The sequence below is a fragment of the Thalassospira marina genome, assembly GCF_002844375.1.
Taxonomy (GTDB): Bacteria; Pseudomonadota; Alphaproteobacteria; order Rhodospirillales; family Thalassospiraceae; genus Thalassospira; species Thalassospira marina.
The window spans coordinates 2978522-2995439 of the sequence record NZ_CP024199.1; the positions used below are offsets into that span (position 1 = coordinate 2978522).

Sequence of the window (16918 nt, forward strand, 5' to 3'; positions counted from 1 at the left end):
CCTTTTCATTGTCATGGCATGAACCATCAAAACAGCAGATATTGCGCAATTGGATTGGATGATCTATGCATAGATATCCATATTCATCCACTGAACGTCCAAATCATGGATCCATTTTCCCAGATATTTTCCCTGCTTGCGGTTAAATCCGCCGCCACGGCACGCTTTGAAGCGGGCGGGAAATGGGCATTGCGGTTTCCGGCAAAGCCCTATCTGAAATTCAACGCGGTGCTGGAAGGTGAAAGCTGGATCACCCTGCCCGGCAGCGCGCCCTGCAAGCTGGAACGTGGCGATACATTTTTAATGGCGGACGCGCCTGAATTTATTATTTCAAGCGCCCCTGACATTCCGGCACAGGAAGCCGCGACGGTACTGGATCATCTGCCGCCCAATATTTTGCATTTTGGCGGGAAGGAAACCGTCATGATCGGGGGTGGCTTTGTTTTTGAAGAAAATGACGCCCGCTTTTTGCTGGGCATGCTGCCGAAATTTGTGCTGATCCCCGCCCACCAGGCCGAGGCCGAAGCCCTGCGCACCACCCTTTCATTGTTAAATGCAGAACTAACCAGCCAGCAAGGTGCTATGGGATCGTCGCTTGTGACTCGCAGGCTTGCCGATATTTTGCTGGTACAGGGTATGCGTGCCTATGGCATGCAAAAACAGGGCAGTGACACGCAAGGCTGGATTCGTGCATTGGCAGACCCGCAGATCGGCCGGGTATTAACCCATATTCATCGCGATTTGGGTGCCACATATAGCGTGCAGGAACTTGCAACAATGGCGGGCATGTCACGGTCAGGCTTTGCCCTTCGATTTCGCAATCTGGTGGGATATGCCCCGCTGGAATATATTTGCCACTGGCGCATGCAAATTGCGCGAAATGACCTGCGTGATCCCAATCTTTCGATTGCCGATCTTGCCGCACGCCTTGGTTACGGGTCGGAAAGCGCATTTGGCAATGCTTTCAAACGGGTATTTGGCACATCACCGCGTGCCTATTGGCAAAATAGTGACATGAACGCGCACGACACGCCGCGATCCCCCTTTACCAGCCAGACCGAAACGGCATTTTTCCCGGCACGGTAAAGACATCAGCCATCGGCAAATCAAACATGGACCGGCGAATTAACCGGGCAACGACACGACAGACCACAACAGACAAAAAAGAACCCCGCCAGTAAAGACTGGCGGGGTATTAGTTTGCACGTGTCCCAACGAGCGGCAGGGCTCAGAAACGACAGAATCAAACGTTTCGAGCCATCAGGTGCCGCTGGTCCCGGTCGTGCTTCCCGTGACACCTTGTGCGCCTTTCGGCGCGGCAGCAGCGGGGCATGCCCCGTCACCGCATAATTTCGTTGCTGGCTCGTTCGCCACCAGGTCTTTGTTTTGCCCGGCTTTTTGTGGCGATGGTTGCCAGCCATCCCTGATAAACTTACGTTCCTGTTCGGGTCCAATGTCCGACCCGGCCGGTGCGCCAAACACGTGCCAAATGACATGGGGCAAATCCCCCGCCATACCTGGAATGTCCCGGATGCCAGGCGGCAAATCGCCAGATGCGACTGCGCCCGCGCCCCGAAATACTGTTCCGGTATGCCCTTTCGCCACCGTGTCATTTTGCGGCAATGAACCATTATCTGGCGCACCAACCGTGTCGTCCCCATTGGGAGACGGGCCAGATACGGGCGACCCCGCACCTGACCAACCATTTGCACCATCACCAAATGCAGCCCCCGCTGCCGGTACTGGTACACAATTCGTAAAATCCTCTGCCGGTTCGTCCGTCGACGTGGAAAAAGGCCAAAAGCCACCACGCGCCGTATGGGCCGACAAAGGCGTTACTGCCAGAATGATCATCGCCAGCCCGCCAAAGGCGCCTCGCAATAACCATTTAAGCAGCGCCATCTGTCCCTGGGACATCCGCGTTCTCCCGATGCGAAACCCCGATTTTGTCTGCTTTCAGGGGAACAACGTTCACGTTGCCCTATTTCTTCCAAAAACTTTTTAAAAAATATTCGGAATAAAAATTCGCCCCCGTGCGTTGTCCCTTCAAACGACTTATCTGGATGCCATGCAGACACATAGGTTCGACCCGGCCCTACGCGACGAAATGTCCCGTTTGTTGCCACGCATACTACGTTTTGCCCGGTCCCTGACCCGCGATGCCGCGGCAGCAGAAGACCTGGTTCAGAACGCCTATATGAAGGCTGTTGAAAGCCTTGCACAATTTACGCCCGGCACGCGCCTGGATAGCTGGATGTTCAAAATTGTGCAAAACACCTGGATCGACGAAAAGCGACGCGCCCAGCGCAGCGGCAATGTTATTTCGCTGCAGGATGCCCGCGACGCCGGAATGCCGGTTCAGGGCCATGGTGGCAATGACCGCGTATTTTTACGCGCTGCCCTGGCAACTTTGCCCGCGGACCAGCGATCAGCGCTGACACTGGTTCTGATTGAAGGTTACAGCTACCGCGAAGCTGCCGAAATATTGAAGGTGCCCGATGGCACAGTGATGAGCCGCGTTGCCCGCGCCCGCCGTGCGCTGGTTGATTTGCACGACGCCGATCTTGCTGTACCACCGCGCGATATTAAACGGGGGATTCCATGACTGCGATCATTACACCCAATGATGATTTGCTGATATCGGCCTATCTGGATGACGAACTGGACGCGCATACCCGCGAAAAGCTTGAAACCCGGCTGGAGCATGACGCTGCCCTGCGCGAACGCCTTGAGATTATGGCCCTGCAGGCCGACGAACTGGAAGCTGGCCCCAGCGACGAGGTTGTACCGGCCCAGTTGCAAAACCGGATCAACGCGATTCTTGATGCCGGATTTGGTGTTAACAGCACCAGCGATGCTGGGCCGAATGATGCCTTCATCACCGGCGAAAAGTTTGTTTTCCCCAAATCCACGCCGATGGATGGTGAAAAATCCTATCAGCAGCGCCACGAACTGGCCCTGCGCAATTACCTGAATAACCGGGAACAGGCGCAAAAAGCGGCAACCGATACCACCAACAACGACATGGTGGCCGATAACGCGGCTGAAAATACTGCGCCTGTATCGGCAAGCACGGCATCCGGCCCTTCGTCTTCGCGTGCGCTGGTGCGCCAGGGTGAAACCGGCCTTCGCCCGATTAACGATATAACCGGCGAAGATGATGGCAAACAGGCGATCAGCACCGTAAAGGGCTGCAATGATGGTGCAGGCCATTATCGCAACCCGTCGCCCGTGCTGGCGCGCTGGTGGGCGGGTGCCGGGGTGGCAGCAGCCCTTGCCCTGGCATTTTGTGCCGGTGGCTGGTACGAGCATAACAATCTGCAAATCGAACCGGTGATTGCGGCCAATGGCACGGATACCAAGGTGGATAATGCCGGGCTGGATATGCTGATCAACGAAACACTGGAAACCACGCAAAGCGGCCAGATCAAACATGCCGCCCTTGCCACCAATTCGGAAAAGATCGGCAAAACATCGATCGAACCGTTGCGCACCTTTCAGTTACAGGGCCGGTTCTGCCGCGAATATCGCGCCGATATTGACCTGGGGCAGGATAAACCCATCACCTTTTTTGGCCGCGCCTGCCGCGACCCCAAGGAAGGCTGGCAAACCGTTTATCGCCTCTTCCCGGGATCAGCCATCGACCTTGGCCCCGAACCGCTGGCAGCACACCAGAACCTGTAAGCGGAACATATTTGGTCACGCGCGACTTACAGCGTAACGTGGCAATGCCGGCCTGAAGGCACATAAAGAAAAACGGGCGAAGGATGCATGATCCTTCGCCCGTTTTTTATTCGGCTAACGCCGCCCTGCTATAAGCAGGGAAAAATGCACAGTTTAGCCTCAGCCCACAGCCTTTTCCCGCACGAAGCGGCCACGCTGATAATCCTCGAAAGCCTGCATCAGTTCCTCGCGGGTATTCATCACGAACGGGCCGTGCCGGGCGATGGGTTCGTCGATTGGCGTTGCCGCAACCAGCAACAGACGCCCGCCTTCCTTGCCGCCTTTCAGCAAAACCGAATTCCCGTCCTTTAATACGGCAAGGTGATGGGTCGGCACATTGCGCCCCGCAACCTCGGCATCACCGATAAAGACATAGGTAAAGGCAGCGTGCCCTTCGGGAACCGGCAGGGTGACTTCGGCACCGGCTGCAAGTTTGACATCCATGAAAACCGGATTGGTCACAATGCCCGAAACCGGGCCGGTTTTACCAAAGGCCGAACCGGCGACCAGGCGAATATCAACGCCATCTGCCGGGCTGATTTCAACCACGCTGTCAGCTTCAAGGTTCTGATAGCGCGGGCGACGCATTTTGTCTTTGGCGGGCAGGTTGATCCAAAGCTGAAAGCCCTGTAGCAGGCCATCTTCCTGTTCCGGGGTTTCAGAATGGATAATGCCGCTTCCCGCAGTCATCCATTGCACGCCGCCGGAGCGCAAAATACCCTCGGAGCCAATGCTGTCATTATGGCGCATCGCCCCTTCGACCATGTAGGTCACGGTTTCAAAGCCACGATGCGGATGTTCGGGAAAGCCTGCGATATAATCGTCGGCATTATCACTTGATATGGAATCAAGCATCAGGAACGGGTCAAGCATCGGCAATGCTGGCGACCCGACAGAGCGTTTAAGCCGCACCCCTGCCCCGTCCGAGGTATCAAGCGCACGAATGACGCGTGCCACTTTGCGCAGGTTCAAGTCTTCATTTTCCATCGGGATGGCTCCCTTCGATCTGGTTTGCCACCGCCATCCGGCGGTGAATACTTACCCCGAATGTGGCACAAAACCACGCCTGAACAACCGTTTTTCAGGCATCTTATTGTTTCCACAAACAGGGCAATCGCCGGTTTTTCAGCCCTGCTGTAGCGATACCGATGCCTCGAAAGCCCGCAGGCGTTTGTAGATGGATAGAAGTTCGATAATCGTTGTCCAGGCATTAACCAGATACTGGAACGATCCCGACACCTGACCAAAGGCATTTAACACCTGCTGCAATACGCCAAAGGTAAAACCGATTGTTGAGCCAGCCGCAATGGTGGGAATTAAAATGGCCATGGCAAACACATTATCGGCCTGCAGATAAAGCCCGCGAAAAACATTGAAATAGGTGTAGTGCCAGTAAAGCCGGAAATAGTTTTGCCGAACAAAACCAAACAGTTCACGCATGGTTACCGGATCGGCACGTTCGGCATGGTCTTCGCCGTAAACCAGTTCCTTACGATAGGCCGCCTCGACCCGCTGGTTATGAAATTCAAGCCCGGGTAGCTTGATACCGACAAGTGCCAGCAACAATGTCCCCAGCACCGACCAGACAATGGCGGCAGTGACCAGGGGTGCGGGAATTTCCCCCACCAGTGGCAGGCTGGTAACATATTTTGATAGGCCCCAAAGCAGCGGCAAAAACGCCACCAGCGTCATGACGGAACCAACCAGTGAAATGCCAAGCCCTTCCATCACGCTGGCAAAGCGCATGGTGTCTTCCTGCACACGCTGGGCCGCGCCCTCGGTCTTGCGGAGTTTTTGCCAGTGCGCCATGTAAAAATCGTTCATGGCCGTGCGCCAGCGAAAAATCCAGTGGCTGACCAGAAAGCGCGTTACAACAAACAGGAACATCGCACACAGGGCAATTTCGGCAAATTGCCAGATCAGCCGGTACAGATCGACGGCCTGAACCACCGCCTTACCCGACAGGGCATTTTGCACATCATCGAAAAACGGGCGGCGCCAGTTATTGATGGCAACCGAAACCTCGACATCGAAAAAGGTGGTAAAAATGATAAAGGCAGAGCCAAAAACCGACCATAGCTGCCATGGACTGGATGAAAAAAGCCGCCAGGCACCCCCAAAAAGGCCAACGGCAATAAAATAATAAATGCAAAACCACAGGAAGGTCGGAGTCAGGAAATAGTCGATGCCAACCACATCACCATCGGCCGGTGTAGCCACCCCAAGGCCCAAATAGTGCCCCCAATGATCGCCGCCGCCATACCATATTGTCGCAGCAAGGGCCGTCCAGATTAGGGCGCTGGTGAAAAACAGCCGGGGCTTGGGAAAAAAGGACTGAAACACGTGCATGCTCCGTTTTTCAAGCTGATATTGAAAATCCAGATGCGCCCGAACCAAGGCATTTCCGCGACGTGATTATGGTAATTGCGCCAAAAATCGCCCTAATTTCAAAATAATTCCAAATTCCCGAAAAACCCTGCAAATTCAGGCCCTAAAACGCGAAATGCCGCACCGGATATGTAACCGGCGCGGCATGACACATGTATATTTTAACGTATTCAGCTTGCCAGTTTGGCGGCAAGTTCGGCAACGTGTTTGCCCTGGAAACGGGCGATATCAAGTTCATTTGCCGAAGGCTGGCGCGAACCATCAGCCCCAGCCAGCGTCGTTGCGCCGTAAGGCGAGCCGCCGGTAATTTCGTCCATATTGGTCAGGCCAGTGCAGCTATAGGGCACACCGGCAATGACCATGCCATGATGCAGAAGGGTGGTGTGGGTGGAGGTAATGGTGGTTTCCTGCCCGCCATGCTGGGTGCCGGTAGACGCAAAAACAGACCCGACCTTGCCGATCAGCTTGCCCTGCGCCCAAAGACCGCCGGTCTGGTCAAGGAAGGCGCGCATCTGGCTGCACATATTGCCAAAACGGGTCGGCACACCAAAAATGATCGCGTCATAATCGGCAAGGTCATTCACCGTTGCTACCGGGGCATCCTGGTCCAGCTTGGCGCCAGCACCTTTTGCCACGTCTTCGGGCATTGTTTCAGGCACACGTTTAATATCGACCGTGGTACCGGCAACACCGCGCGCGCCTTCGGCAACGGCATTTGCCATCGTTTCGATATGACCATACATCGAATAATAAAGTACCAGTACTTTCGCCATTCCATGCCTCCTGTTTAATGGGTTTGCTGGCCGCATTCCGGCCAAAGCACAAACATGATGGCGCGTTTGCCCGCCCGCGAAAAGACCGCGATTGGAAACAGTCTATTTCGCCTCAAAATGGCACCCGCAACGCAAAAAGGCCGGAACATTTACTGCTCCGGCCCCGATGTGACACATGGTCATATGTTTATGTTGCAGGCTTGGGCAGCGCCCTGAAATCACATGGCGCGCCTTAGGGGACGTCCTGGCTGACAGGTCATTCCGGCGTTGCGGCCAGATAATCCACCACCTGATCGGGGAAGTCGGTAAAGACGCCATCAATGCCGGCATCATCAAACACCGCCGTCATGACAATGCGGAAATCCCCGGCCCATTTGGGCAATTGATCCGCCCGCAGGGTATAGACATGAACCGGCAGGTGGCGGCGTTGTGCGGCAACCAAAGTCGGCGACATAACAGCATGTCCATCCTGGCTAAGGCCTTCAATCACCTGGTCAAGCGACGGGCCGATGGCATCCACCACCTTGGCCATTTCGCCCACACCCTCGTCGGTTTTCAGGAAGTCAAAATCAACATCGGGGGCGATTTTCCAGCTGTTTTCACCCAGAAGCTGAACCATGCGGCCCTGATATTTCAGCTCGTTACGGATGCGTTTGGTTTCGTTCCAGTCAAAACACTGGATGTAACCGTTGGATTCCCGGGTGCCATAGCCCCACTTTTCCATCACCTTGATCACGGCCTTGGAAATATCCTGGCCCTGGGCGCGGTGCCAGGCGGGGTCCTTGATTTCGGCATAAACGCCAATATCGCGATCGGTGGATTTATTAAGGCCCTGGATCAGCTTGATTTCTTCTTCAAAGGTCGGGATTTTGAAAATGCTGTATTCCAGCGGGAAACGGTCGGTAAAAACCTGTTTGCCGGTTTTGGCATTGACCCGTTCATGGACATTCAGGCTTTTCAGTTCTGCCAGGGTAAAGTCGATGGCGTAATAACGACCATCCTTGCGGTGCCGTTTGGGGAATTTCTGCGCAACATCGGTGGTCGTATCAAGGTGGATATCGTGCATCACCACCGGCACGCCATCCTTGGACATTACGACATCCTGCTCGATAAAATCGGGGTCCATACCATAGGCAAGGGCCACCGCGGGCAGGGTATGTTCGGGCAGGTAACCCGATGCGCCGCGATGGGCAATCACCACATGATCATCGGTAACGGCTTGTGCCATTGCGCCCGATGCCGGTGCCAGCACGGCACAAAACAAACCCGCTGCCATCAGGGCCATGCGCGCACCGCGTGACCGCCCAACTTTACCGGCACGATCCCGGCCCGGCGGACAGCAGTTATGATTAAGAAGGTTCAGGCCATCGTGCCCCTTGCCCGCATATGATGGTGCACGCAGATCGTGCAGGGAACGCAATTTTCTGAATTTCCCAGTCATAACTGTTGCCATTGCGGCCATATTCGCCAGCCCTGACGCTAACATCTGCAACTCCTTAATCCCGAAACGAATTTTCGCGATACTGACGCGCACAAGAGGCAGGATCAAGGCAGTCGCATCATATATTTGCCTGTTTGTTGCTAAAACAGCGCGAATTTCGCCAAAAATTCATTTGTTTCGGCGGATTTCAAACGCTGGAAGCCGCAAAATCAGCCGGGGGCAATGCAGTGAAGGAAAAATGGCACCCGGCCCCCGCTTTTGACAGGGGCCGGGTTTGAACAATCAGCCCAGAAGCTTTTGGGCGATTTCAGCCAGGAAGTCCGGCAGGACGCGATAGCAATAAGGCGCATGCAGGCGTTCAAGGCGCTGGTGATATTCCCGGCCCCAGGGGCCGATATTAACCACCGGATATTCCAGTGCATCCGCCACCGGATGATCAACCAGTTCGCCAACCGGGGTGTTTTCAGCGATCAGTTTCGATTCGTCACTTTCTGGACATTTTCCGAAAAACGACATGTCCGAAATGCCACCAAAATAGCCACGATCAATGATTTTGGTATCATGACGCGCTTCGATCACCCGGCGCGCCGCATGGATGGCATCGATAAAATCGCGATCAAGTTTCCGGTCGGTATCAAGGTGAACGGCCGGGTAATGCAGGCTGGCATTACCGGTGATAATCGCCGGGGCCTGCAGGCGGGCCTCGGCCATGGCGGCAAGAACCAGCATGCGCGAGCGCAAAAGCGGATTATTGCTGTGGCGATATTCGTCCTCGACCGCGTTAATGCGGGCAATAGCGGCATCACCGCCCACCTTGCGGGCCATCTCAACCAGCCTTGCATAAGGAATAACATCAAGCGGGCGATAGGCCATTGGTGCGGGTTCGCCATTGGCGCTGGCATGACGGGTTGCACGATCAAACAAACGTTCCAGTGCCCGGTTTGCCGCCGTTTTAACGATTTCGGCAAATTCGGTCAGGGCATCGCTGGCTGATTTGCCCTGGATCAACCAGTTAAACGCCATCCAGACGTTTTCAGGCGTGGTGACTTCGTAATTTTCGCGCAGATCACGGCATTCCAGGCACACCGGCGGCGGCGCGCTGACACTGCGGGCATGATCCGACAGGTCGGTATTGCCTTCAATCGCCTGCATGATTTCGGCACTCATGACATGGGCGCTGATGCCATCAAACGGATAACCAACATGGGTGGGCTGGCCAACCACCATGGCGAAGGGCATGATTTTGCCAATCGACCCATGGAAAATCGCCCGGCCGATTTCGCCATTTTCATAATCGCTGCTGGCATCAAGGTTAACACCGCCAACAATATCAATATCCCAGCGGCGTACCAGTTCGGGCAGAGCATTGCGCAGGCTGCGCATACCACAGCTATTGCGTTCTTCATCGGGGGTCAGAAACAGGACCACATTGCCGCTGCGGTCCACCTGCTGCGAAAAATGTTCGAGAAACGCGATGCCCGCGGCATCACCACTTTTCATATCCAAAAGGCCACGGCCGGGAATGAAATCGCCACTTTGCAAATCGCGCAGGGCCAGTTCCTCCTTGGCCGTCAGATCCGACCGGCTGGAAAGATCCACGATCAGGGCGTCGCACAGTTCAGCCGGGGAGAAAGCCAGATGTTGCAGGTCGTGGTAATTTTCAATCGAGACCACATCAAAATGCCCGGCCATTGCCATGGTTTTGCGGCCCGTGCCCCGCACCAGTGCCACCACATTTTTGGCCATTGCCGTGCCATTGGCAACCAGGTGGCTGTCAATCACGGCGATATCATCGGGATTTTCCTGAAAATAGGGAATTTCGCGCAGCAGACCAACCAGACGATCGGCGAAATCGGCCTCGTCTTTGGTGCCGGTCACACTGGGCCAGCGCGTCAAACGTTCGGCAATGTCGCGGGTGCGGGCTTCGGGGGCCCATCGGTTTGATGCTGCGGTCATGGTTGTTTTCCTGCCCTGACTTGTTTTGATCGATGCGCCAAATTATCGCGATACACCTTCAATGAAAACGCAAGTTCAATGAAATTACGTGGTATATTCTGCCGAAATCGGCAGTTAAAATGCCGAAAACAGCAATGGATTTTGCCGATGGATGACCTTGACCGCCAATTGATTGCCGAATTGCGCATCAATGCCCGTGCATCCGTACCCAAACTGGCCGACCTGCTGGGCGTTGCCCCCGGCACGGTAAAAGCCCGCATGACACGGCTGGAGGAAACAGGGGCGATTGCCGGTTACACCGTTCGCCTGCGCGATGATGCCAGCGACGGCACCATTCGCGGCGTTATGATGATGGAGCTTTCGGGCCGCAATGTGAAGGCATTGGTGGCAACATTGCGCAAAACCCTTGGCTTTCGCACCCTTCACACCACCAATGGCGAATGGGACCTGATTGCCGAGGTCGAGGTTGGCAGCCTTCCCGAATTCAACCGCATCCTCACCCATATTCGCAGCATGGAAGGCATCGCCAAAACCGAAACCTACCTGTTTTTGGGGCCAGCGTAATTCAAGGCTGCGATATCACCTTAAACAGGGCGTTTACGAATAAATTTCTGTTCCATCACTTCGCTGCCCCATTGTGCACCCGGCCATTCGTCTTCCAGCATAAAGCCATGGGCTTCATATAGCCTGCGCGCTGCATCCAAGCCCCTGAAGGTCCAAAGGCGGGTTTGCGCAAATCCCCGGTCATCACAAAATTGCAGGGCCTTTTGCAGCAATTGCCGCCCTGCCCCTTTGCCCCGCAGGGCATCATCCATGATAAACCAGCGCAAATGGGCGGTATTTTCACCAAGGTCTTCGCCATCAATGGCGATGGAACCGGCAATGCGGCCCCCTTCCATTGCCGCCCAAATCTGATTACAGGGTGCCGCCAGCCTGCCTGAAAATTCCGCCAGCCCTGCTGCCACCCGTGCTTCAAAAAAGGCACCAAACCCTTCAGTGCGGGCATAAAAACGCCCATGCATTTCTACGACCCGGCCTATCAGCCCCGGTTGATAACCGGCAATAATCGCCACATCTTCCGCTGCGGGTGTTGGGGCATTTTCGCGCGCAGCGGCAAGCGCACCGGCATAGGCCAACAGGCCCTCGCGCACCGTGACATGGGCATTTTCGGGTAAATGCGACAGGGCCGCATGAACCTGCCGACGGGCATAATCATCAATCCGTGATAATGTCTGGCGGCCCTGATCGGTCAGGGACAAAACCTTTGCCCGGCGATCCTTCTCATCCGCCGTTTCGCGCAACATGCCCGTGCGCACCAGCTTGCCGACCAGGCGGCTGACGCTGGATTTTTCAAGCCCCAGCAAATCGCATAGATCCGACGCCTGCAACGTGCCCGAGCGACCAATTTCAATCAGGCTGTGAACGGCGGATGGCGACATATCGGTTTCCGCCAATGTCGGCCGCATGAACCCCAATTCACGCACCATCCGGCGCGACGCATCGCGGATCGGGTCAATTGTCGCATCAGAAACCATTGTCATACGGCCACCCATATAGTTGTATATTGCAACTATATGGGTGAAACCAAGCGATGGCAAAGGAAATTACGAGGCACATTTGATTTGGTTGCCCAATAGCCACGTAACCGCGCGAATGATCAGGCAGTTGACCCACCAACAAAACTTAGCCAAGGCACGCAAACGGGCTTAGCGGTTCAGCTCACCCGTCATCCTGTCCAGCCCTTCAAGGGTTAACGGATACATGCGTCCTTCCATCAGCTTGTGCAAAAGCTGGATCGAGGGGGTGTAGTGCCACCATTTTTCGGGTTGGGGATTGATCCAGGCGGCATGGCGGAAATGATCTGTCAGGCGCTGCATCCAGACCTGCCCGGCCTCGGCATTCCAGTGTTCGACAGAACCACCGGGATAGGTGATTTCATAGGGGCTCATGGTGGCGTCGCCGACGAAAACCAGTTTGTAATCGCTGGAATAGGTATTGATGACATCAAGCGTTGAAACCTGCTGGCTTCGACGCCGGGCGTTGTCCTTCCACAATCCTTCATAGGGGCAGTTGTGGAAGTAATAATATTCCAGATGCTTGAATTCGGTTTTGACGGCGGAAAACAGTTCCTCGCACACACGGACATGGTCATCCATTGACCCGCCAATATCAAACAGCATCAGAACCTTTACCGCATTGTGCCGTTCGGGCCGCATTTGCACATCCAGCCAGCCCTGACGTGCGGTTGAGCGGATGGTGCCCGCCAAATCCAGCTCATCAGCCGCCCCTGTACGCGCCCATTTGCGCAGCTTTCGCAAGGCAACCTTGATGTTGCGAGTACCAATTTCAACGCTGTCATCCAGGTTTTTAAATTCGCGCTTGTCCCATACCTTGACCGCGCGACGATGGCGGGATTTATCCTGGCCGATGCGAACACCTTCGGGGTTATAGCCATAGGCCCCAAAGGGCGATGTACCGGCAGTGCCGATCCATTTATTGCCGCCCTGATGGCGTTTTTTCTGTTCTTCCAGGCGCTGGCGCAACGTTTCCATCAGCTTGTCCCAATCGCCAAGGGACTGGACTTGCGCTTTTTCCTCGTCAGTCAGATATTTCTCGGCCAGCTTGCGCAACCATTCTTCGGGGATGTCGGCGGCTATTTCCTCGCCCGCTTCGGCCAGTGTTGACAGCCCCTTGAAATGCGCGCCAAACACCTGATCGAATTTATCAAGGTTGCGTTCATCCTTCACAAGCGACGCCCGAGAAAGATAATAGAAATCCTCAACTGAATAACCGGCAACGCCCTTTTCCACAGCCTCGATCAGCGTTAAATATTCGCGCAGGGAAACGGGAATTCGGGCTTCTTTCAGCTTGAAGAAAAAGCCGATAAACATGATCAGCGCCCTTCGCGCCGCGCCATAAAGGCCAGGCGTTCAAACAGATGCACATCCTGTTCGTTTTTCAAAAGTGCGCCATGCAGCGGCGGAACGGATGATTTGGCATCTTTGGCGCGCAGGGCTTCGGGGGGCAGGTCTTCGGCCATCAGAAGTTTCAACCAGTCCAGCAGTTCGGAGGTTGAAGGTTTTTTCTTAAGCCCGGCGACGTCGCGCATGTCGTAAAACAGGTTCAGCGCCTCGCTGACCAGGCGTTTTTGAATGTCGGGAAAATGCACATCAACGATTTGTGCCATGGTTTCGGCATCAGGAAAGCGGATGTAATGAAAGAAACAGCGCCGCAAGAAGGCATCGGGCAGTTCTTTTTCATTGTTTGATGTGATGATGACGATGGGCCGTTTGGTGGCGCGCACCATTTGCTGGGTTTCATAAACATAGAATTCCATCCGATCGAGTTCCTGCAACAAATCGTTGGGGAATTCAATATCGGCCTTGTCAATTTCATCGATCAGCAGAACCGGGGCGTCATCGGCATCAAATGCTTCCCACAATTTGCCTTTGACGATGTAATTGGCAATGTCATGGACCTTTTCATCGCCCAACTGGCTGTCGCGCAGGCGTGATACCGCATCATATTCATAGAGGCCCTGCTGGGCGCGGGTGGTGGATTTGATCGACCAGGTGATCAGCTTTTTGCCCAGCGATTTGGCGATTTCTTCGGCCAGCACGGTTTTGCCTGTGCCAGGTTCGCCTTTGACCAGAAGCGGACGCTGCAACGTGATCGCGGCATTGACCGCAACCATCAGATCATCGGTTGCGACGTAGTTTTCCGTACCCTGAAATTTCATTTTTGCCCTGCAACATAAGTTGACGTTTACGTTAACCTACGCTGCAAAGCGGCAATCGGCAAGCCCCGCCCCGATAAAACCCGGCAAAGGGCCATAACCCTGATTTACAGCACTAGGATTATCACGGCGTAAAGGTCATTTGTTCGCGCAGGCGCTGGGCGATGAAATCCACACAAAGTCTGACCTTGGCCGCCACATGGCGGCGATGGGGAAAAACCGCATGAATGGGCGATGCTGGCAGGGCCATATCAGGCAGGACAATTTCAAGATTGCCCGCCTCGATATCCTCGGCCACATCCCAGATGGATTTGATAACCAGCCCCGCCCCGCGCAATGCCCATTCATGGGCGATTTCACCGTCATTGCAGGAAAGGCTACTGGCAACGCGCACGCCCTGCCCATCGGCAAAATACCAGTGATCATCAAGGGCGGAACCAAACAGGATGGCGTCATGCCCGGCCAGATCGGCAATTGTCGCCGGGCGGCCCCGTTTTTCAAGATAGGCCGGTGCCGCCACGATCACCCGGTAATTTGGTGCGATCTGACGGGCAATCAGGGATGAATCCTGCAAGGTGCCAACACGAATGGCAAGGTCATAGCCCGCATCGACAAGATTGGCGATAACATCGCTGGCATCCAGATGCACCTGCACATCGGGATATTGCTGCTGAAATTCATACAGGATCGGTGCCAGCCTTTTGCGGCCAAAGGCAACTGTTGCCGTAACGCGCAACCGGCCCCGTACCGCCTGGCTGCCATGTGATGCTTCCAGTTCGGCATCGGCCAGATCGGCCAGGATTTGCCCGCAGCGACGATAAAAACGGTCGCCTTCATCGGTTAAGGCAAGCGAGCGAGTGGTACGGTTTAACAGGCGCACACCCAACCTGTCCTCCAGCCGGGAAAGACGGCGGCTGACCACGGAAAGCGATGCATTAAGCTGGCGCGCAGCAGCCGAAAGACTGCCGGCATCCACCACACGGACAAATACCGTCATATCGTGAAGATCGTCTGCCACCTGTTATTCTTTCATAATTCGCAAGAAACCCTGCGCAATTTTAGGCATTCTTTCACGCAGCAGGCAAACATAGACTGGCACCATTCCATGCAACCCCATCACCATTGCAAAGGTGCTGATATGCAAAATCTTGAAAATCAGAATGTTCTGGTTGTCGGCGGCAGTTCGGGCATTGGCCTTGCCAGTGCGAAAACCGCCCTTGCCGCGGGTGCCAATGTCACCATCGCGTCGCGCAGCAAAGCAAAACTGGAAGCAGCCCTTGCCGAGCTGCAAAATGATGCCACCCCGGACCAGCGCGTTGCTATCGCCGTGCTTGATACCGGCGATAACGATGCCGTAAACGCCTTTTTTGCAGGTAATGATGCCTGGGACCATATTGTGGTTTCGGCAGCGCAAACGCCCACCGGCCCGGTGCGCGGCCTGTCGCTTGCCGATGCAAGGCAGGCGATGGAAAGCAAATTCTGGGGGGCGTACCATATCGCGCGTGCCGCCAAGCTGACGGATAATGCCAGCCTGACGCTGGTTACAGGATTTCTTGCCGAACGGCCATCGACCAAATCGGTGATGCAGGGCGCAATCAATGCCGCCCTTGACGGGCTGACACGCGGCCTTGCCCTGGAACTGGCCCCTGTGCGCGTCAATGCGGTTTCGCCGGGATTGATTGTAACACCCCTTTGGGACCGGGTTGGCACCCGCGAAGAACTGGACAAATTATTTGCCAGCGCAGCCGAAAGCCTGCCGGTGAAACGGGTGGGCCAGCCGCAGGATATTGCCAATGCCATCCATTATTTAATGATCACGCCCTTTGCGACCGGCACGACCGTGCGTGTTGATGGGGGCGGTGTTATCGCCTGATATCGCCGGGTTATTAAAAGTTCGGGCAAGGGAAAATGCGGCACCCCGATTGAACCGTGGCCTTTGCGGCCGCCCCCAATGCCGTGCTTACCCTTGCCTGATGCCATTTAAAAATTATGTGGATGCAATGCGTTATCCACAAAGGATTGTAAAATGAAGATTGATCTGTCTGGAAAGAAGGCCCTTGTTACCGGTTCCACCGAAGGGATTGGCTATGCCATTGCGCAGGGCCTTGCCGGTGCAGGCGCAGAAGTAATTGTCAATGGCCGCAAGGAAGACAAAACCACAAAGGCCGTTGAAAAACTAAACGCACAGTTCCCCGATGCAACCATCCACGGTGTTGCCGCCGATCTTGGCACGGCAGAGGGGTGCGAAAAGGTGATCAAGGCCGTGCCGCATGTGGATGTGCTGGTGAATAATGTGGGTATTTTCGGCCCGCAGGACTTTTTTGAAACGCCCGACAGCGACTGGCAGAAATTTATGGATGTCAATGTGATGTCGGGTGTGCGCCTGTCGCGCGCCTATTTGCCGGGCATGGAAAAACAGGGTTGGGGCCGGGTTTTGTTCCTGTCATCGGAATCAGCGCTGAATATTCCATCGGACATGATCCATTATGGTGTGACCAAAACAGCGTATCTGTCGCTGTCGCGCGGGCTGGCAAAACGCATGGCAGGCACGGGTGTTACGGTAAATGCCATTCTGCCCGGGCCGACCCTGTCTGAAGGGGGGGAAGCCATGCTGGCCGATGAAGTCAAGAAAACCGGCAAAAAGGTTGAGGACGTCGCCAGCGACTTTGTCATGGCAGCGCGCCCGTCATCCATTATTCAGCGTGCCGCAACGGTGGAAGAAGTCGCCAATATGGTGGTTTATGTGGCATCCCCGCTGGCATCGGCGACAACGGGGGCGGCACTGCGCGTTGATGGCGGTGTTGTTGATACCATCGCCTAAATCGGGCGCAAGCTTTCCCAAACCTGTGATGTGCAAAAATTTCCCCGTTCCGGCTTGGCTCCGGAACGGGGTTTTGTCAG

At 55.1% G+C, this 16918-nt stretch carries 16 protein-coding genes; 6 read left to right on the forward strand and 10 right to left on the reverse strand.

Annotation, left to right across the window (positions count from 1 at the left end; all coding sequences use genetic code 11):
* Window positions 1–105 precede the first annotated feature (105 nt).
* Window positions 106–1086 carry an AraC family transcriptional regulator gene (locus CSC3H3_RS13580; protein WP_215907504.1) on the forward strand — a complete coding sequence of 327 codons (981 nt, stop codon included), beginning with the start codon at window positions 106–108 and terminating at the stop codon, window positions 1084–1086.
* Window positions 1087–1260: 174 nt separating this feature from the next.
* On the opposite strand, the gene CSC3H3_RS13585 is transcribed toward CSC3H3_RS13580, so the two are convergent.
* Entirely contained in the window at window positions 1261–1917 is a 657-nt protein-coding gene (locus CSC3H3_RS13585) for a hypothetical protein (RefSeq protein ID WP_157831896.1), read from the reverse strand.
* A 151-nt stretch (window positions 1918–2068) separates the two neighbouring features.
* Here CSC3H3_RS13585 and CSC3H3_RS13590 point away from each other — a divergent pair, with 151 nt between their 5' ends.
* A complete protein-coding gene (locus tag CSC3H3_RS13590) occupies window positions 2069–2605 on the forward strand; it encodes an RNA polymerase sigma factor (RefSeq protein ID WP_101268319.1) in 537 nt (178 codons plus the stop codon).
* Window positions 2602–3684: an anti-sigma factor gene (locus CSC3H3_RS13595; protein ID WP_101285175.1), complete on the forward strand. Its 1083-nt coding sequence runs from the start codon at window positions 2602–2604 to the stop codon at window positions 3682–3684. Before CSC3H3_RS13590 ends, CSC3H3_RS13595 begins: the two co-directional genes overlap by 4 nt.
* Before the next feature lie 159 nt (window positions 3685–3843).
* Here CSC3H3_RS13595 and CSC3H3_RS13600 read toward each other — a convergent pair whose 3' ends face one another.
* The 5 genes from CSC3H3_RS13600 to CSC3H3_RS13620 form a co-directional block, all read right to left on the reverse strand.
* Complete coding sequence (locus tag CSC3H3_RS13600; protein WP_101268322.1) at window positions 3844–4710, reverse strand: pirin family protein; 867 nt, start codon at window positions 4708–4710, stop codon at window positions 3844–3846.
* Window positions 4711–4848: 138 nt separating this feature from the next.
* Window positions 4849–6066, reverse strand: coding sequence for a peptide antibiotic transporter SbmA (sbmA, locus tag CSC3H3_RS13605; protein WP_101286238.1), 1218 nt, complete (start codon window positions 6064–6066; stop codon window positions 4849–4851).
* A gap of 215 nt (window positions 6067–6281) precedes the next feature.
* Window positions 6282–6884, reverse strand: a complete 603-nt coding sequence (gene wrbA, locus CSC3H3_RS13610) for an NAD(P)H:quinone oxidoreductase (protein WP_101285176.1) — start codon at window positions 6882–6884, stop codon at window positions 6282–6284.
* Window positions 6885–7140: 256 nt separating this feature from the next.
* Window positions 7141–8370, reverse strand: coding sequence for a glycerophosphodiester phosphodiesterase (glpQ, locus tag CSC3H3_RS13615; RefSeq protein WP_245881123.1), 1230 nt, complete (start codon window positions 8368–8370; stop codon window positions 7141–7143).
* Between the two features lie 237 nt (window positions 8371–8607).
* Window positions 8608–10281: a M20/M25/M40 family metallo-hydrolase gene (locus tag CSC3H3_RS13620; protein WP_101285177.1), complete on the reverse strand. Its 1674-nt coding sequence runs from the start codon at window positions 10279–10281 to the stop codon at window positions 8608–8610.
* 147 nt (window positions 10282–10428) lie between these two features.
* On the opposite strand from CSC3H3_RS13620, the gene CSC3H3_RS13625 reads away from it, so the two are divergent.
* A complete protein-coding gene (locus CSC3H3_RS13625; protein ID WP_101285178.1) occupies window positions 10429–10845 on the forward strand; it encodes an Lrp/AsnC family transcriptional regulator in 417 nt (138 codons plus the stop codon).
* A gap of 20 nt (window positions 10846–10865) precedes the next feature.
* Here CSC3H3_RS13625 and CSC3H3_RS13630 read toward each other — a convergent pair whose 3' ends face one another.
* The 4 genes from CSC3H3_RS13630 to CSC3H3_RS13645 all read right to left on the reverse strand — a co-directional run bounded on the left by CSC3H3_RS13630 (window position 10866) and on the right by CSC3H3_RS13645 (window position 15035).
* Window positions 10866–11822 (reverse strand): bifunctional helix-turn-helix transcriptional regulator/GNAT family N-acetyltransferase, encoded by a 957-nt coding sequence (locus CSC3H3_RS13630; protein ID WP_172963426.1) that lies wholly within the window; start codon window positions 11820–11822, stop codon window positions 10866–10868.
* A 165-nt stretch (window positions 11823–11987) separates the two neighbouring features.
* Complete coding sequence (locus CSC3H3_RS13635) at window positions 11988–13172, reverse strand: vWA domain-containing protein (protein ID WP_101285179.1); 1185 nt, start codon at window positions 13170–13172, stop codon at window positions 11988–11990.
* Window positions 13173–13174: 2 nt separating this feature from the next.
* Window positions 13175–14020: an AAA family ATPase gene (locus CSC3H3_RS13640; RefSeq protein ID WP_101285180.1), complete on the reverse strand. Its 846-nt coding sequence runs from the start codon at window positions 14018–14020 to the stop codon at window positions 13175–13177.
* A gap of 121 nt (window positions 14021–14141) precedes the next feature.
* A complete protein-coding gene (locus CSC3H3_RS13645) occupies window positions 14142–15035 on the reverse strand; it encodes a LysR family transcriptional regulator (protein ID WP_101268335.1) in 894 nt (297 codons plus the stop codon).
* A gap of 120 nt (window positions 15036–15155) precedes the next feature.
* Between CSC3H3_RS13645 and CSC3H3_RS13650 the strand changes: the two genes are divergently transcribed.
* Entirely contained in the window at window positions 15156–15890 is a 735-nt protein-coding gene (locus CSC3H3_RS13650; RefSeq protein ID WP_101286241.1) for an SDR family oxidoreductase, read from the forward strand.
* Window positions 15891–16043: 153 nt separating this feature from the next.
* On the forward strand, window positions 16044–16838 hold the full coding sequence (locus CSC3H3_RS13655; RefSeq protein WP_101285181.1) for an SDR family NAD(P)-dependent oxidoreductase: 795 nt from the start codon (window positions 16044–16046) through the stop codon (window positions 16836–16838).
* Window positions 16839–16918 lie beyond the last annotated feature (80 nt).

Coding starts and splice junctions, on each gene's coding strand:
- CSC3H3_RS13625 (WP_101285178.1), top strand. CDS start 10,429: ATGGATGACCTTGACCGCCAATTGATTGCCGAATTGCGCATCAATGCC.
- wrbA (WP_101285176.1), bottom strand. CDS start 6,884: ATGGCGAAAGTACTGGTACTTTATTATTCGATGTATGGTCATATCGAA.
- CSC3H3_RS13580 (WP_215907504.1), top strand. CDS start 106: ATGGATCCATTTTCCCAGATATTTTCCCTGCTTGCGGTTAAATCCGCC.
- CSC3H3_RS13600 (WP_101268322.1), bottom strand. CDS start 4,710: ATGGAAAATGAAGACTTGAACCTGCGCAAAGTGGCACGCGTCATTCGT.
- CSC3H3_RS13590 (WP_101268319.1), top strand. CDS start 2,069: ATGCAGACACATAGGTTCGACCCGGCCCTACGCGACGAAATGTCCCGT.
- CSC3H3_RS13655 (WP_101285181.1), top strand. CDS start 16,044: ATGAAGATTGATCTGTCTGGAAAGAAGGCCCTTGTTACCGGTTCCACC.
- CSC3H3_RS13650 (WP_101286241.1), top strand. CDS start 15,156: ATGCAAAATCTTGAAAATCAGAATGTTCTGGTTGTCGGCGGCAGTTCG.
- CSC3H3_RS13630 (WP_172963426.1), bottom strand. CDS start 11,822: ATGACAATGGTTTCTGATGCGACAATTGACCCGATCCGCGATGCGTCG.
- glpQ (WP_245881123.1), bottom strand. CDS start 8,370: ATGTTAGCGTCAGGGCTGGCGAATATGGCCGCAATGGCAACAGTTATG.
- CSC3H3_RS13620 (WP_101285177.1), bottom strand. CDS start 10,281: ATGACCGCAGCATCAAACCGATGGGCCCCCGAAGCCCGCACCCGCGAC.
- CSC3H3_RS13585 (WP_157831896.1), bottom strand. CDS start 1,917: ATGTCCCAGGGACAGATGGCGCTGCTTAAATGGTTATTGCGAGGCGCC.
- CSC3H3_RS13640 (WP_101285180.1), bottom strand. CDS start 14,020: ATGAAATTTCAGGGTACGGAAAACTACGTCGCAACCGATGATCTGATG.
- CSC3H3_RS13595 (WP_101285175.1), top strand. CDS start 2,602: ATGACTGCGATCATTACACCCAATGATGATTTGCTGATATCGGCCTAT.
- CSC3H3_RS13635 (WP_101285179.1), bottom strand. CDS start 13,172: ATGTTTATCGGCTTTTTCTTCAAGCTGAAAGAAGCCCGAATTCCCGTT.